Origin of the sequence: Streptomyces chattanoogensis, from assembly GCF_001294335.1 — a bacterium.
Lineage (GTDB): Bacteria > Actinomycetota > Actinomycetes > Streptomycetales > Streptomycetaceae > Streptomyces > Streptomyces chattanoogensis.
In genome coordinates, this window is record NZ_LGKG01000163.1 from 106,188 (window position 1) to 121,403 (window position 15,216).

Here is a 15,216-nt window from a genome sequence, read left to right on the forward strand (position 1 = left end):
GCATCGTACCTTGTCGACCACTACCGTCCACGAGGTACGAAAAAGATCGTACCTATACGTGGGAGGACCCGTGGATCAGCCGTTCACTCTCGTCGGCACAGCCCGCCCCAAGCCTGAGCGCGCGGAGGAGCTGCGACAGCTCCTGCTCTCGTTCGTCGAGCCGACACGGCAAGAGCCCGGCTGCCTGGAGTACCACTTCCACGAGGACCGGGACTCGCCAGGCGTTTTCGTCTTCTACGAGGCATGGCGAAGCGAGGAGGACCTCAACGCTCACCTGGCACTCCCCCACCTTCGGGACTTCTGGCAGCGCCGCATGGACTACCTGGAGCGGGACCTGGAGATCCGGTACCTCACGATGCACAGCCCGTACCAGGAGCGGGACAGCAGGGTGTCGGACGGCGCCACATCGTCATCGGCCAACTTGCCTGTATCTCAATGACGGTAGGCCTCGACCGGGGGGTGAAGGTGCGCCCATAACTCGTCCCTGCACATCGCACAGCGGGTTGTCTGCCACCGTGGCCGCCGCCTCACCACAGACGGCGGCTTCGCCACCCCGCCAGGACAGGCATGACGGCTCGGACACCGCGCTTGCGCACCTGCTCGCGAATGGTGCGTCAGGATTACGCCTTGTCGGCCGGGGCCACAGAGAAAACCGGAGGGCACCTGACCTCCGGGACGCGCACAAGCAGCTGCACGTGCGGCTCACGGGCGGCCACAAGGTCCCGGCGACAAGGTCCGGCGACAGCGTGGCCGCAGCGCCTGATCACCGCAGGCCGCTAGGTGGAGGACGTCTGTGCCAGTCGCGGAGCACGCACAGCTCCACCACCCACTCCAGGCAGCCGGACCGGAGAAAGCGGGGGGCGGGTGCCTGCACCACGCCTCTGTCAGCGGCGGAACCACATGGCGCGTGCCCGCGTCCGTCCAGACGTTCGCAAGATCATGAACAGTGGCAGACAACTGACAGAGGAGCTCGCCCATGACTGGACAGCTACCCGCTACCTCTACCTCGCGCGGCACGGTGAGGCTTCACCGGATGAGAGCCGGCTGACGGACAACGGCCGTCGACAAGCCCTGCTGCTGGGGGAGCGGCTCCGGCGCAGCCCGCTCTCGGCCGTCCACCACGGCCCGCTCCCACGGGCGGAACAGACCGCCCGGCTGATCTGCGAGCAGCTGGACAATGTGCCCGTGCAGCCATCCGAACTGGCTGGGGACTACATCCCCTACCTGCCGGAGCGAGAAGAACTGCCTCCGGAATCAGCCGACGCCATGCTTGACCGCCTGTCCCAATTCCCGGCCGAAGAGCGGGAATCCGGCCCGGAGTTGGCCCGGGAAGCCCTGGCACGGTTCGCCGGACCGGTGGACGGTGACGAGCCTCGCCACGAACTGATCGTCACCCACAACTTCCTCATCGGCTGGCTCGTCCGGGCCGCACTCGATGCTCCAGAGTGGCGCTGGATGGGCCTCAACCACGCCAACGCCGCGCTGACCGTTGTCCGATACGCGCCGGGCCGGCCGGCTTCCGTTCTCTTCTACAACGACACGGGCCACCTCCCCCTGGAGCTCCGCTGGACCGGCTTCCCGCCCGAGCTCCACCTCTGACGCCGGCAGTCCGCCCCTCGCATCGGCAGTCGACAGAGGAAGGGATGCGGGCCGGGCCGGTTCGGCGGCACGGGTGCCTTCCGCAGGCCCGGAGCGGCGCCCTCCCCGTCAGGAGCCGGTGTCAGGCGGCGGCCAGCAGCGCGGCCGCCGCCTCGATGTCCGCGGTGAGGTTGCGGTCGGCCAGGGACGGGGCCAGCATCTGCGCCGCGCGTGCGTGGAAGTCGCGCAGTTCGCCGTCGCCCGCCGGGGCCAGGCCGCGCATCCCCAACGCGCGGACCGCCGCCACCGGTTCGCAGGCGAGTACGAGCCGGAAGTGCTCCACCGACTCCAGCAGCCGCCGGGCGCCGGTGGAGGCGAAGCTCGCATGTTCCTCCACCCCGCGCGATATCACCGCATGGCCGAGCGTCACCGGCTGTGCCGCACCGCGCAGTTCGGCCAGTGCGGACTGGGCGGCGTACTCGGTGATCATGATGCCGCTGCTGCCGTCCTCGCCTTCGGCGAGAAGGGCGGCAGTCCGGTGAAGGCCGGTTCGACCAGGATGCCGAGCCGGGTGGTGGAGAGTTCCGCGGTGCCCAGGAGTCCCAGGCGGAACTGGTCGAGGGCCAGTCCCAGCCGGGCCAGATGGAAGCCGCCGTGGTGGTGGTGGTCCTCCGCTGCGGCGTTGAGCAGCGGGTTCTCCACGGCAGAGTTGATCTCCACGGAGAGCACCTGGTCCAGTGCGGACCAGGCATCCAGCGCCGTGCCGTGCACCTGGGGAGGCAGCGCAGACCGAAGGGGTCCCGCACCAGCGGCGAGCCCCAGTCGGCCGGCTCCAGCAGCTCGCGCATCCGTGCCGCGAGCAGCTGTGCTCCCGGGTGCGGACGCGAGTCGTGGACGTAGGCGGCGTACGGCTCGATGGAACCGCGCAGCGCGGTCAGGGTCAGTGCGGCGACCAGCGGCACCCGGTCCAGGAGGTGCCCGAAGTCGGTGGCGGCGAGTGCGGACTGACCTAGGTCAGCGCACCGCTGGACATCAGGAACCACCCGCAGCGCGGTCGCCTACCTCATCGAGGTGCTGGTGAAGATCGTCAAGGCTGTGGACGACGGCATCGAGGAGATGAACGCCCGCGAACGCGCCACACACCGGCGGCAGATGACTTCCCTCAGCAATCTCTCCGCCGACCTGCCCGACTTCAGCGCGTTCCACGCGCATTCCGCCCGGCCGTTCACACGCCCGTGGGCGACCTGCGCACGGCGTTCTTCCTCGCGTATGACGACAGCCAGTGCGAGTATCTGACAGCCCAGGAGACCACCGAAGCCATCGCAGGCGGCCGCGACGTCGTATCGGCCACCTTCGTCACGCCGTACCCTCCGGGCTTCCCCGTCCTCGTCCCGGGCCAGGTGATCAGCCGAGATGTGCTGGCCTATATGCAGGCTCTCGACACCCGCGAAATACATGGCTACCGGCCTGACACCGGATACCGGGTCTTCACCGAGGCGGCGTTGGCGGAGCAGATGACGGATCGATAGCCAGGCAGCCGGAGGGGCCTGCGGGGAGCGGCGGGCGGGCGTGGGGAGGGCGTGGGGAGGGCGGCTCAGCATCGCCGGGCAGGGTACTGGTGAGGGTGGGTGCACACCCCGGCCCTCGTCACTGGCCCACCCTGCCGTCGATACGCTCGCGCAACAGGTCGGCGTGCCCGGAGTGACGGGCATACTCCTCGACCCTGTGCACCATCAGCTCCCGAACGGCGATCCGGTCCTTCCCCACACGCCTGCCCAGATCCGGGTGCTCGGCCAGCGCCGCGTCGGTCGCGGCCTGCTCGCGCTCCAGATCGGAGTACGCAGCGTCGACCACGGCCTGCTCGGCAACAGCCCCCTCGAAGTCCGCATCACGCTCGCCGTACAGCTTCGGCAGCGGGTCACCCTCGCTGATCCAGTTGCGCCAGTCCCGTTCCACCTCAGCGAGATGCCGAACCAGGCCGAGCAGCGACATCGTCGACGGCGGAACCGACCGCCGGGCCAGCTGCTCCGCATCCAGGCCCTCGCACTTCATCCGCAGGGTCTTGCGGTAGCTCGTCAGGAAGTCCTGCAGCGTCGCCAGCTCGCCGTCCGGACTCGGACCCTCGCTGTTGCGGGGGTCGTCGTCCGGATCGGCCCACATGTCGGGGTAGACGGTTGCCTGGCTCCATCGCGCGGGTTCGTCACTCATGCGCTCCATGCTCGTCTGTGACGGCCCAAGGCCGCCACCGAGTTCTCGGTTCGACGTTTCGAAGTGACGTCATGACGGCGTCCCAACGGCGGCCGACCTCCCGAAGGCGACCCCTTTGACGCTCAAGGCCTGCCGTAGCTGCGGTCCGACTGCTTCTCCACTCGTGATCCGCGGCCGGGCGGCACTGTCACGGCCGGCCTATACGCTGCGAGCGATCCACGACCAGCTGAAGCCAGAGGGCACGATGACACGCATCCCCAGACCGTCGACCGAAGCGATACTCGCGGCGCTCCCCGAGCTCGCTCCGTACGCGCGCGAGGCGGCCCTCCTCCATCCCGAACGAGGAGAACCGGGCCTCGGGGACAGCTCGATCGGCGGCCCGCTGCTCTGGCCGAGTGACGAACCGTGGCCCTGCTGCTCCCTGCCCGACACTCAAGGCTTTGCGGGCGTGTCGGCTACGGCCATGGTGCCGGTCGCCCAGGTCTTCCGGCGCGACGTTCCGGGACCATGGTGGCCCGCTGACGCCGACCTCCTGCAGATCCTCTGGTGCCCGAACGAACACTGGGATCCACCGGCCCCGCAGGCCGACATCAGCCCTGTGATCGAGATGCGCTGGCGCTTGGCCGCCGACGTGACAAGCCCGTTGACGGCCCCGCCGTCGCCCACGCGATACGACGAGGACGGTTACCTGCCCCAGGCGTGCGCGCTCACCACCGAGTACGTGACCGACTTCCCCTTCCGGGAGGAGCTGCCCCCAGAACTTGGCCCACGGCTGGCGGAACTGGTGCAGGAGACCGGCGGCGGCAGCGATGTCATCACCCGCATCGCCGGCTGGAAGCTGGGCGGCTGGCCAACCTGGCACCTGGCGCACCCCATGGCGTTTTCTTGCGGTGAGTGCGGCACGGACATGACGCTGCTGTTCACCGTGGCCAGCGACGACCAGACAGGGGTTGTCGTCGGACGGTGGGGAGACCTGCGGATCTTCACCTGCCCTGTCGACCACCGTCATGGCTTCCGGGTGGACCTGCACTGACCAGGGCACAGCGCCGAGCCCTGACTGCATGGGGCTGTCCGCCTTCGGGGCCGGCATAGGGCTGTCCGCCTTCGGGGCCGGCATGGGGATTTCATCGGCATTTCAGCGCTTCCCACGACAGTTGGGCAAGCAACGTGCCGAACAGCCAACCGCACATGCGCGTCCTTTGACGCGTCTCCGCAGGTGCGCGTACTTGGTGAGTGAACGGGGAGCCCTATGAACGACCTCTTGCACAAGCTGGTTTCTGCCGCCATCACCGGCGCGCTGATCGCCCTGGTGGGATACCTCAGCGTGGCCGTACGCAGGCGGCGGGTCGCCAGAGAGGAGGCCGCCGCTCCAGCTCCGGTGGAAGACCGCAGCCAGGCACTGCTGCGTCAGGCCCAGCAGTTGGACCACAGCCGCGATGAACTGGCCGCTCGGGGCCGACAGGCAGAAGCGCTGGCACAGGCCAGGGAGGCTGCCGATCTCTGGCGCGAGCTCACCCGGCTGCGGCCGGGGCGCTTCCATGCGGAACGGCGGGAAGCGCTGGGACGTCTGAGCGAGCTGTTGGCCGCCGCCGGGCAGGAGAACCAGGCTGCGCAAGTCCGCCAGGAAGCCGCCGGACTTTCCTGACGGAGCCAACGGAGCGAGGAGACCGCGATGCCCGCCGCGACCTGGACCGGCCGGAACGCACATGCGGAGAAGATTGCCGCCGATATCGCCGCAGCCCTGGGCGACGAACTCGGCCTTTCCGAGCCGCCATTGGCCGTAGGTTTGTCGGCCGACAGCACCGGCGTGCCGGCCGGCAGTCTGCTACCGCCGCGCGAGCGGTTCAGCGGAATGCCCGCACCCACGCACTGCTTCGTCTACGTCGACGCCCACCTTCCCAGACCCTTCGAACTCCGTGCTGCGGTCCTGGGCGGGCGCTCGGGAATCCGTCGACACCTCGGGCTGGGCCACCTCCTCTACGCGGTGCCCTTGACGCCGCGGGTCCCCTCACGCGTCGAACTGGGCCCGGTACGCGGCTCCGACCCCGCCGCCTTCGAAGGGGACGCCGAGGCTGCGCATTGTCTGAACCGGGACGTCGAGCTGGTCGATCTGGCCCATGCACTCACGCCCGCCACGGCCGGACCCGACCGGAACCACACCTGGGAAGTGGCACGACGGCTGACGATCGATCCGCTCCCACAGGGTTCGGTCCTGGTCGTTCAGACCCTGCACCGCCCCACCGCCCGAGCCTGGTCCCTCGGCGCCCACGCCGTACTGGACTTCGCCGCCCGCGCCGAAACGGCGCTCGGGTAGCGCCATGCGTGAGGCCGGTGACGGCTGACCGTACTCGGCGCCGGATCTGCCCTCTTCGTCGGCCGCGACTCGGACGGCAGCCACACCCGCGACCGCGACAGGCAGATCGATCTCTCGTTGAGTAGTGTGAACCCTCGGATGCCGGACAACCGTCCGAGCACTGCCCTTGAAGCTCCACGCCTGACCGCGTGGTGCCTGCCACGCACGAAGCCGTCCCCGCGACGAGGGCGGTGCGCAGGACGAGGGCCGTTCCTTGGTTACGGGTCGCTCGTGGCGCCGGGCCGGCGCCGCGCGCGCCGCCGATGCCGCGGGGGCCGGAAAGTGAGCAGAGAGATGCAGCCGACCTTCGTATTGGTTCACGGAGCCTTCGCGAACTCCTTCTCCTTCGCGCCGCTCCAGGCCGAACTCGGCCTTCTAGGGCACCGTTCGGTCGCCGTCGACCTGCCTGGCCACGGATTCGGGGCAACCTACCCGCGCGCCTACCAGACGCCGCAGGACCCCGAGGGGCTCGCCACCGCGCCCGGCGCGATCAAGGGCGTCACGCTCGCCGACAACGCCGCGCATCTGATCGGGATCCTGGAACGAGCCAAGCAGAACGGCCCCGTGATCCTCGTCTCGCACAGCCGTGGCGGCATCACGGCAACCGCCGCGGCCAACGCACGACCGGACCTTGTCGACCGCATCGTCTACGTCTCGGCCTGGTGCCCAGTCGATCTCGACGTCAACGACTACTACGCCGAGCCGGAGATGGCCACGGTCGACGCTGCTTCCCTGGCTCTGGCAATGGCCGGGAACCCGGCCGAACTCGGCCTGCTCCGCGTCAACTTCCGCACCGCGGATCCGGACGCCCTCGCAGCGTTCAAGGCGGCCTTCCTCGCCGACGGCACCGACGACGAGTTCCTCACCTTCCTCAACACCTTCCAGCCCGACGAGAACCTGGACGTCGGCACCTCCGCCGACCGGGCGCAGGCCGCGACCTGGGGCCGCATCCCGAAGACCTATGTACGCCTGGCCGACGACACGAGCCTGCCGCTCGCCATACAGGACCGGCTGATCCGCGAGGGCAACGCGCTGGCACCGGACAACCCGTACGACGTCCGCACCCTTGAGGGCAGCCACCTGAAGTGGTTGACCGAGCCGGCACCGGCGGCCCGAGTGCTGGGTGAACTCGCCGCGCCCTGGGCCGCTTCTGTTTCCTCGTGATCGGAGCCAGGTCATGATCGGAGCCAGGTGAGGAGTGCGGCGGCCGTGAGGGTGCCCATGGGCTGCTAGCCCCCGGTTCGTCGCGGTACTGGAGGAGGTCGGCCGCGGTATCGGCGCCCGACTGGCAAGGCGGACGCCGATACCGCTCACGTCGGGCCGACGAGGTGACCGGTCGGCCGAGGTGCCGGGCGGGCAGGCGGGAGGGCGAAGAACCGGACCGCGCTGTCGGCCTCGAACATCGGCAGCTCCTTGTGGTTGCCCGCGTTGGCGTGCAATGTCTTCTCCTTCGAGGCGAAGGCGTCGAACAACGCGAGACCGGACGGGCGCGGGATGTGCTCGTCGTCCCACTGGAGCACGAACTCGATCGTGATGGTGATCTGCTGCGCCGTCTCGGCCAGGCAACCGGGCCGGTGAAGGCCGAAGACCGCGGCGGTGATCCTGGGCGCGACCGCCGTCAACGGCACTGCGATCGCGGTGCCCATGTTCAGGCCGCAGTAGCCGACCGGTCGCCCGCCGCTCTTGCCTGGACAGCACGGCGATCTCTTCCTCGTTGTGCTCCGTGCACGGCCGGCTCACTCCTATTCCTCGTATCAGTGGCAGGAGCTGCACCGCCTGGAGGTGGGCGCCCCGCCGATCCGGACGGGGTGCTGGGCGCGGATGGTTGGCCGATGCGTAGGGTCGCCTCCATGACGAGGACCACGCCACCGCGCCCGCTGGATGTTGAGGCGCTCTTCCCGGAATTGGCCGCATATCGCGGCACGACGACCCGGCTGCACCCGCGGCCAGGCAGCCCGGATGCGTCGGACAGCTCGGTGGGCGGGCCCCTGCTGTGGCCGGCGGACGAGCCGTGGCCCCTGTGCACCGAGCCACACGGTCGTCGGCGCGGCCGGCGCCCGGCGGACATTCATCGTGAGCGGCAGGTACTGGCCTCCGCGTGGGCACGTAACCCGGACTCGGGACCCACGGACGCGGAACGGCAGCTGCTGGCGGAGCTGAGTCGTGAGCACCGGTCTGCGGAGCTCGCCGAGAACGCCCCGCTGCCGATGCTCGGCGTTGCGCAGCTGTACCGGCGGGACATCGCCGATCTGCCGGCCGGGCCCGACGGCTGCGATCTCCTCCAGGTGTTCTGGTGTCCCTTCGACAGACATCGCCCGACCGGGTACAGCATGTCGCTGCAGCTGATCTGGCGACGCTCCTGGGAAGTTACCGAAGCGCTGACTGCGCCGCCGCAACCCCCGGTCATCGGCTCCGACGGGTACGTCGCGGAACCCTGCGTGCTGCACCCGGAGCAAGTGGGGACGTACCCCTTCGCCGGGCTGCTGCCAGACGACCTGCGTGACCGGATCTACGCCTGGGAGGAAGCCGAAGAGGCATGTGCCGAAGAGGACGACGACGCGCCCGTGCCACCCTGCTACCAGTACGACCTGTCCATTCCGCCCGGCTGGCGCGTAGGCGGGTTCGCGTCGTGGCACCTCACCGATCCGGCCCCCATGGACTGCCGGACCTGTGCGACGCCGATGGAACTGCTGTTGACGATCGACAGTTCGGAGTGGGACGGCGGCAGCAAGAGCTGGATGCCGCAGGAAGAAGACCGGGAGGCGCCCACGTTCCTGACCGCCAGGCCGACCGAGGTCACCGTGGGGCGTGCGGGCGAGCTGAACATCTTCCTCTGCCCGACGGATCCCAGGCACCCCAGTCGCTGGAGTATCCAGTAGCCGGGTCCCGCTGACGGTCAGCCGCCGGCCAGTCCTTCGGCGGTTTCCTCTCGGCGTAGCCGGTCGCGGCGGGCTGGAAGTCCCGTGTGCCGCCGGGGCCTCCCATGCCTTGACCTGTGGACTGCGACAACGGAGCCACAGGGCCACACGGGCGTCGGTCGGGGCGGCTGGCCTTCCCCACTCGGTTGTTGCCAGATGCCACGAGTCCGAGTGCCGGGCCCAGCGCCTCGAGGATCAGCACCTCGACGATCAGCGCCCCGACGATCAGCGCCCCGTTCTGAACCAGCGGGCGAGGCCCCGTCGTTGTCGGGCTGTCGTCGGTGCCCGGCCGACGGGGTCACCGCGTGGTACCCGGGCCTGGGCCATGACCTTGTGGTCCATGACCACGATGACCAGCCCCAGGACGCTGGCCAAGACCATGATCAGGGCGATCACATGCAGGCGTTGATCGTTGACGTGAGTGTGGAACACGAGCGAGATCAGCGCGGAAGAGGCGATCGACCCGAGGAAGCCGAAGGTTCGGAACAGCCCCGAAGCAGTACCGATCTGGCCGGCTTCGACCTGGGTGTACAGGGCCGTCTGGTTGGCGCTGATGGTCGTGCCCAGGGTGATTCCGAAGACCAGGGTGATGACGACGATCCAGGCGATCGGAGTGGTCGCGGTCAGCGCGAGCACCCCGGCCGAGGCGGCCAGACACGACACGGCCGCGACGATCAGCGGCGTACGGACGAGGTTGCGTTGCGAAATCGGCCGGGCCAGCAGGGCGGAGAGCGCACTCATGGGCAACAGGAGCAGGCCGGCCTCCTTGGAGGACATGCTCCGGCCGGCCTGGAGCCACTGGGTCAGGCCGTAGAGGACGGTATAGACGCACAGCCCGGCCAAGGCGAAGCGCAGATAGGTGCGGGTGAGCGCCAGGTTCGTCCCCAGCAGGCGCATGTCGATGAACGGACGGCTCGTCCGCAACTCCCACCGCACGAGCCCCGCGCCGACCACGACTGCCAGACCAAGAGCGAGCCAGTCAGGGTGTGGCAGCCCCATCAGGAACACCAACAAGGCTGCCATCGCCCCGCCGAAGCCGACGATTCCCACCACGTCGAGGCGTGCCGCGACCTCCCGAAGCGTTCTCGGCCCCCCAACCCGCAGGTCAGGGGGGATCCAGACAAGCGCCATGACGAACGCCAGGAGCGCGAAGGGAAGATTGATGAAGAACGTGGTCCGCCACCCCCAGGCGTCGACCAGCACACCGCCCACCGGAAGGCCGAGGGCGGACGTGGCCGCACCGGCGATCATCAGGCCTCCCAGTACGCCGCCGGGCGGCACGTCCAGCCCGGCCGCCTCCGCCCGGCGGCGGATGAGCAGCATCGCCGAGGGGTAGACGGCGGAGCTGCCCACCCCGATGAGCACCCGGGCCACGACCAAGGCGGTCAGGTCCTGCCCCACCCCGCCGACGGTCCCACCCGCCAGGACGATCAGGACGCCGGCCAGGAACACGCGGCGCGGCCCGAACTCCTCCGCCAGTTTCCCGCCCATCGGCTGGGCAATCGCACTGGCCAGGTACAGCGCCGACACCAGTACCGCGGTCCGCCCCACCGAGACATGGACGGCGGCCGCGATCGGCACCAGCGCGGTCGCGATGAGCGACGTATTGATCGCGTTGATCGCCGAACCCGTGAACAGCGGCGTCACGAACCGCCAGGAGAACGGGCTCGTGGCGTGGGAAGTGCCGCTCGGCGCCACCCTCACAGACTCTCGCCCAACCGTTGGATCAGCGGCGCTGCAGCCATCAGGGTCTCCAGATCGGCGCGGGTGAACCCACCGGCAACGAGCGCCGTCGCCAACTGCTCGGCCCGAGCACTACGCCTGTTACGCAGCGCCCGCCGCCCGGCCTTGGACACCGACATGACCACCCGCCGACCGTCAGCCGGATCCGGACGGCGCTCCACCAAGCCGCGCCTCTCGAGCCCGGCGAGCGTCACCCCCATCGCCTGCGGAGTGATCTGCTCAGCCCTCGCCAGGTCACTCGTCGTTCCCGGCCCGGCCCGCTCCAGGCGCGACAGTGCCGACACCTCGGGAAGCGTGAGCTCACCCTGGACCGGCGCCTGCCGAAGCCCTCGTACGAACAGACCGAGGCTCACCTGCAACTCCGAAGCAACCGCGCTCACATCCAGTTTCTCCACCATAATAGGAAGGCTAATTTTCACAGTTGAGGCTTTCAATCCAACTTTCAAAGTTGGCCGGGAAGCAGCGTGTCAGTTCGGTCAAGCCCAGTGAGGAACATCAGAGTTGGTCTCGTCGAAGACGGTCCGTACGGAGTCGTTCGATCCGCCGGTCGTCGCCGTCGCACTGGCACGCCACCGTCCTCAGGGCCACACCGCGCCCGACTGAGCGCCGCCACGCGCGCTGGTCGAGGCGTAGGGCTACTTCGACACGGGACTGAATCAGGTGCGTCGCCGACAGTCTCTCCGCCCTGGTCGGTCCGCCACAGCTACGATAGGAAGACCGAATGACTCGCCTCCCCGTCTGCGGTCCGGAAGGGCCCATCCGAGCCACGACTGCCTCGGAAGACCCCCCAGCCGCCGTCCGAGCCGTTCTTTTCGACTTCTCCGGAACGCTGTTCCAGATCGGCACCTATGCGGACAGGATCCGCGCAGCGTTGCCACAGCCGGTAGACGACACGGCAATGGACCTGCTGCTCGGTCAGCTCGAAGCCCGCCTGTCCGACCCTGCCGTGATAGAGGCTCAGCGCGCCCGGGACGTGTCTTCGAAAGCCCATCGGCATGCCTTTACGACCTGGTACGCCTCGGTCCCTGAACTGGCGCCCGTCGCCGAGACGCTTTATGCGCAGCTCAAGGCTCCCGAGCACTGGGTGCCCTATGCAGATGCCGAGTCCACGCTGTCTCGGCTTGCGCTCGGTGGCGTGGCGCTGGGAGTGGTCAGCGATGTGGGTTGGGATCTGCGGCCCACCTTCGCGCACCACCACTTGGACCACTACTTCTCCGCCTGGGTCCACTCCTACGAACACCACACCGAGAAGCCGGATCCATTGCTGTTCCACCACGCGTGCCGAGAGCTGGGCGTCGAGCCGGCAGCCGCACTCATGGTGGGTGACCACCCGGCAAAGGACGGCGGCGCGGCCGCCGCCGGGCTGCGCTCCTACGTACTGCCCGCAGGAGCCACTCCTGGCTCGTATCGTGGGCTGGAGGCCGTGGTGCAGTTGGCTGGGCTCATCTGATCCTGCGGCTGCCCGGCTGGCCTGACCAGCCGTCTTCGCCTACCCGCGTTGTGTCGAGAGGACATCGATGGCCCGCACCACCCCGCCGCGTCCCGTCGCGGTGGAGGCGCTGTTTCCCCAGGTCGCCGCCTATCGCAGGGACGCCGTACGCCTGCATCCTCGGCACGGCGTCCCAGGTCCGCGGGACAGCTCGCTCGGGGGCCCCGTGTTGTGGCCGTCATCGGAGCCGTGGCCGCACTGCGATGACGATCACCCGCGTACGGCGTTCGCTCCCCCGCAAAACGGCGCGATCCCCATGGTGCCGGTGCTCCAACTCTTCGCCGCCGACGTGCCGGAGCTGCCGTTTCCACCTGGCACGGATGTCTTGCACGTCCTGTGGTGCCCGTTCGATCACGAACCCGGATATGTTCCCCGTCCAGTGCTCTACTGGCGGGACAGCTTCGAATGCGACTCGGCAGACGGCTCGATGTACGACTCGATGTATGGCTCGGGGTACGACTTCGTATGCGAGGACAGCACCGCTGCCCCGCCTCGCCCGGACGGTGCCGCCGACGACTACCTCCCCAACCCCTGCGTACTGCACCCGGAACGCGTCACCGACTACCCGAACTGGGACCTGCCGGACGAGATCGCCGACGCACTGGAGGAACGCTTCGACCGGCTGGAGGAGGAGACCGGCTGGTCGTACTGGTCGCACCTGTCGGTGTCCGAGGGCATCAAGGTCGGCGGCTACCCGACGTGGACGCAGGAACCGGTCTGGCCCAACTGTCCGGACTGCGGCCGACGCATGGACCACCTGCTCACCATCAACAGCCGCGAGTTCAACGGTGAGAGCTGGCGGACCTGGCTGCCGCTGGAGGACACCCCCGCGACAGGCACCATCTGGGACCTCCCATACGAGGAACGCAAGCGAATCCAGTGCCCGCCGGGTCTGACGCTCGGCGACATGGGTGGCATCTACCTCTTCGACTGCCGACGATGCCCGGACAGGCCCAACGCCTACCGCTCCGACTGCTCCTGACAAGACGCTCACACGGCCGAAGAGGGCAACGGACTGGGTGATGTGATGGAGCGGAGCCGAGGTAGTTGCGGAGCATGGTGAGTGCGGGGGCGGGTTGTCGCCTCGCCAGATGGCGGCCGCACGACAACGCCCGCCCCGATGGTGTCGGGGCGGGCGTCAACTGTCTGTCGGAGTGATCAGACGTTGTTCTCGGCGTCTTCGTACGCCTTGATCTGGTTGTCGATGGCGTTCGCCTCGGCGCGGGCACGCTCCGCCGCCTCGTGCTCGCCGTCCTGGTCCAGTCGGTTGGCCTTGGCCTTCAGGTCGGCGGACTGCTGGCGCAGCTCGTCGAGGTTGACATGGATGCTGCCCGCCCGGGCCACCGCGGCGTGCGAGCCGGTGATCGTGGCGGCCTGTGCGGGCAGGGCCGCGAACAGTACACCTCCGGCCATTGCGGCGGTGACGGCGAAAGCGGAAATGCGTCGACGCATAGGGTCCCCCTGGTCGAAAAGAGCGGTTACTTGTTGATAAGTGTACGCGAAATGATCTTGCACTCCTACGCTCGATGAGGCCTCAGGGGAAATCGGCCTGGGATAGCACCGCCGACTCGCTCAACTCCCTTGGATCGGTAGGGTGTTGGTGTTTGGTGTTTGGTGTCTGGCGTTTGGCGTTTGGCGTTTGGCGTTTGGCGCTGATGTTGATGTCAGTCTCCTTGGGAGGGGGACGAACCGCGGGGCCGCCGGTTCAATGCCTGGCGGGACAGGATGGTGCGGGCGAAGTCCTCGATCACTGCTGCGATACGGGGACGGGCGCGGGCGCAGTCGGCCTGGCGGAGGTGGGTGACGGCCTGGTCGACGTGCTGGGCGACCAGGGTCAGCACCTCTTCGACGGCCTCCCCGGCTCGTACGCGCTCGAGGACCTGCGCGATCTCGGCCTCGGTGATCTCCGGCCTGAGCAGGGGGCGTAGGGCGGGATCGCGCTGCAGTGCCCGGAGCAGGGGAAGGGTGTAGATGCCTTCACGGATGTCGTTGCCGACCGGCTTCCCGAGTTGTTCGGCGGTGGCGGTGAGGTCGAGGAGGTCGTCGAGGAGCTGATAGCCGATGCCGAAGTGGCGGCCGAAGCCGAGCATGGCGTCGATACAGGCGTCGTCGCGACAGCCCTGGAGAACTCCTACGGCACAGCTGCCGGACATCAGGGTCGCGGTTTTGTTGGTGACGACGGCCAGGGCGGCCTCTTCGCTGCGGTCGACGTCGAAGCGTTCCAGCATCTCGGCGACCATTCCTTCGGCCATCAGACATCCCAGGTCCGCCAGCAGCAGCGCCTCGCGTCGGCCGAGCTGGGCGAGCACGCCGGAGGCGCGGATCATGGTGTAGTCACCGGACAGAATGGCCATTCCGTCGCCCCAGCGGGCGTTGACGCTTTCCCGGCCGTGCCGCTGGGCCGCACCGTCGATCACATCGTCGTGGTAGAGCGATCCGACGTGCAGCATCTCGACGGCTGTTGAGGCGTCGATGGCGCGGTCGGTCGCGGGTACGGTGTCGTCGTCGGTGGTCATGTAGTGGGCCAGAAGCGCCAGTTGAGGGCGCAGCCGTCGACGGAAGCCGCCGACCTGGAAGCCGACCGCTTCCGCCAGGTCGGCCCGGTCCACTTGGGCCAGGTCCCGCAGCCTCGCCTCCACCCGCTCCAGATCGACGCTCAACCGTGCCGCGATGCCGCCGCCGTCCGCCATCACCGTCATGCCTGTGCCTCCGTCCACCCCGGCCCCGGAATGTCTGCACGAAGTCACCGCGCGAACCCCCGCACGAAGTCACCGCACGAAGCGACCGCGCGTCTTCCCTGCGCGAAACCCCGGCACGAACCCCTGCGCAAGAACCCTGTGCGCATTCCCTGAACACCCCGATCAATAGCGGGTGTTGACGGATGTGTCTGCACTCGCTGCGGACGTTCATCACTCTGGATGACATAT

The 15,216-nt window shown here is 68.6% G+C and carries 16 protein-coding genes and 2 pseudogenes; 11 read left to right on the top strand and 7 right to left on the bottom strand.

The window, feature by feature from the left end; translation table 11 throughout:
• Nucleotides 1-70 precede the first annotated feature (70 nt).
• Nucleotides 71-439 (top strand): putative quinol monooxygenase, encoded by a 369-nt coding sequence (locus ADL29_RS30175; RefSeq protein WP_053926717.1) that lies wholly within the window; start codon nucleotides 71-73, stop codon nucleotides 437-439.
• A 500-nt stretch (nucleotides 440-939) separates the two neighbouring features.
• Entirely contained in the window at nucleotides 940-1,599 is a 660-nt protein-coding gene (locus ADL29_RS30180; protein ID WP_053926823.1) for a histidine phosphatase family protein, read from the top strand.
• A gap of 121 nt (nucleotides 1,600-1,720) precedes the next feature.
• On the opposite strand, the pseudogene ADL29_RS46740 reads toward ADL29_RS30180, so the two are convergent.
• Nucleotides 1,721-2,621 (bottom strand): annotated as a pseudogene (locus tag ADL29_RS46740) (aromatic amino acid lyase).
• 28 nt (nucleotides 2,622-2,649) lie between these two features.
• Between ADL29_RS46740 and ADL29_RS44680 the strand changes: the two are divergent.
• Both ADL29_RS44680 and ADL29_RS30195 read left to right on the top strand, forming a co-directional pair.
• Nucleotides 2,650-2,874: a hypothetical protein gene (locus ADL29_RS44680; protein WP_211274417.1), complete on the top strand. Its 225-nt coding sequence runs from the start codon at nucleotides 2,650-2,652 to the stop codon at nucleotides 2,872-2,874.
• Entirely contained in the window at nucleotides 2,814-3,107 is a 294-nt protein-coding gene (locus ADL29_RS30195) for an Orn/Lys/Arg family decarboxylase (protein ID WP_053926720.1), read from the top strand. Before ADL29_RS44680 ends, ADL29_RS30195 begins: the two co-directional genes overlap by 61 nt.
• Nucleotides 3,108-3,225: 118 nt before the next feature.
• On the opposite strand, the gene ADL29_RS30200 is transcribed toward ADL29_RS30195, so the two are convergent.
• The gene (locus ADL29_RS30200) at nucleotides 3,226-3,786 is read right to left on the bottom strand and encodes a DinB family protein (protein WP_078971401.1); all 561 of its coding nucleotides are present in this window, start codon (nucleotides 3,784-3,786) and stop codon (nucleotides 3,226-3,228) included.
• Nucleotides 3,787-3,901: 115 nt separating this feature from the next.
• On the opposite strand from ADL29_RS30200, the gene ADL29_RS45605 reads away from it, so the two are divergent.
• The 4 genes from ADL29_RS45605 to ADL29_RS30220 all read left to right on the top strand — a co-directional run bounded on the left by ADL29_RS45605 (nucleotide 3,902) and on the right by ADL29_RS30220 (nucleotide 7,303).
• Nucleotides 3,902-4,819, top strand: a complete 918-nt coding sequence (locus tag ADL29_RS45605) for a YwqG family protein (protein WP_245689695.1) — start codon at nucleotides 3,902-3,904, stop codon at nucleotides 4,817-4,819.
• 216 nt (nucleotides 4,820-5,035) lie between these two features.
• Nucleotides 5,036-5,431 carry a hypothetical protein gene (locus ADL29_RS30210; RefSeq protein ID WP_046924218.1) on the top strand — a complete coding sequence of 132 codons (396 nt, stop codon included), beginning with the start codon at nucleotides 5,036-5,038 and terminating at the stop codon, nucleotides 5,429-5,431.
• A 27-nt stretch (nucleotides 5,432-5,458) separates the two neighbouring features.
• The gene (locus tag ADL29_RS30215) at nucleotides 5,459-6,100 is read left to right on the top strand and encodes a hypothetical protein (RefSeq protein ID WP_053926723.1); all 642 of its coding nucleotides are present in this window, start codon (nucleotides 5,459-5,461) and stop codon (nucleotides 6,098-6,100) included.
• Between the two features lie 333 nt (nucleotides 6,101-6,433).
• On the top strand, nucleotides 6,434-7,303 hold the full coding sequence (locus ADL29_RS30220; protein WP_211274418.1) for an alpha/beta fold hydrolase: 870 nt from the start codon (nucleotides 6,434-6,436) through the stop codon (nucleotides 7,301-7,303).
• Between the two features lie 203 nt (nucleotides 7,304-7,506).
• On the opposite strand, the pseudogene ADL29_RS30225 reads toward ADL29_RS30220, so the two are convergent.
• Nucleotides 7,507-7,809, bottom strand: a pseudogene (locus ADL29_RS30225) (alpha/beta hydrolase); the annotation flags it as partial.
• Between the two features lie 180 nt (nucleotides 7,810-7,989).
• Here ADL29_RS30225 and ADL29_RS30230 point away from each other — a divergent pair.
• The gene (locus tag ADL29_RS30230; protein WP_053926725.1) at nucleotides 7,990-9,018 is read left to right on the top strand and encodes a hypothetical protein; all 1,029 of its coding nucleotides are present in this window, start codon (nucleotides 7,990-7,992) and stop codon (nucleotides 9,016-9,018) included.
• A 264-nt stretch (nucleotides 9,019-9,282) separates the two neighbouring features.
• Here the strand turns inward: ADL29_RS30230 and ADL29_RS30235 are convergent, their stop codons facing one another.
• Together ADL29_RS30235 and ADL29_RS30240 are read right to left on the bottom strand one after the other, a co-directional pair.
• Nucleotides 9,283-10,704, bottom strand: a complete 1,422-nt coding sequence (locus ADL29_RS30235; protein WP_078971414.1) for an MFS transporter — start codon at nucleotides 10,702-10,704, stop codon at nucleotides 9,283-9,285.
• 53 nt (nucleotides 10,705-10,757) lie between these two features.
• Complete coding sequence (locus ADL29_RS30240) at nucleotides 10,758-11,198, bottom strand: MarR family winged helix-turn-helix transcriptional regulator (protein ID WP_053926726.1); 441 nt, start codon at nucleotides 11,196-11,198, stop codon at nucleotides 10,758-10,760.
• Nucleotides 11,199-11,521: 323 nt separating this feature from the next.
• Between ADL29_RS30240 and ADL29_RS30245 the strand changes: the two genes are divergently transcribed.
• Both ADL29_RS30245 and ADL29_RS30250 read left to right on the top strand, forming a co-directional pair.
• Entirely contained in the window at nucleotides 11,522-12,250 is a 729-nt protein-coding gene (locus ADL29_RS30245) for an HAD family hydrolase (RefSeq protein ID WP_053926727.1), read from the top strand.
• 67 nt (nucleotides 12,251-12,317) lie between these two features.
• Nucleotides 12,318-13,271, top strand: a complete 954-nt coding sequence (locus tag ADL29_RS30250) for a YwqG family protein (protein WP_053926728.1) — start codon at nucleotides 12,318-12,320, stop codon at nucleotides 13,269-13,271.
• Between the two features lie 176 nt (nucleotides 13,272-13,447).
• On the opposite strand, the gene ADL29_RS30255 is transcribed toward ADL29_RS30250, so the two are convergent.
• Nucleotides 13,448-13,741: a hypothetical protein gene (locus ADL29_RS30255; protein WP_157878612.1), complete on the bottom strand. Its 294-nt coding sequence runs from the start codon at nucleotides 13,739-13,741 to the stop codon at nucleotides 13,448-13,450.
• Nucleotides 13,742-13,953: 212 nt separating this feature from the next.
• On the bottom strand, nucleotides 13,954-14,988 hold the full coding sequence (locus tag ADL29_RS30260) for a polyprenyl synthetase family protein (protein WP_053926730.1): 1,035 nt from the start codon (nucleotides 14,986-14,988) through the stop codon (nucleotides 13,954-13,956).
• Nucleotides 14,989-15,216 lie beyond the last annotated feature (228 nt).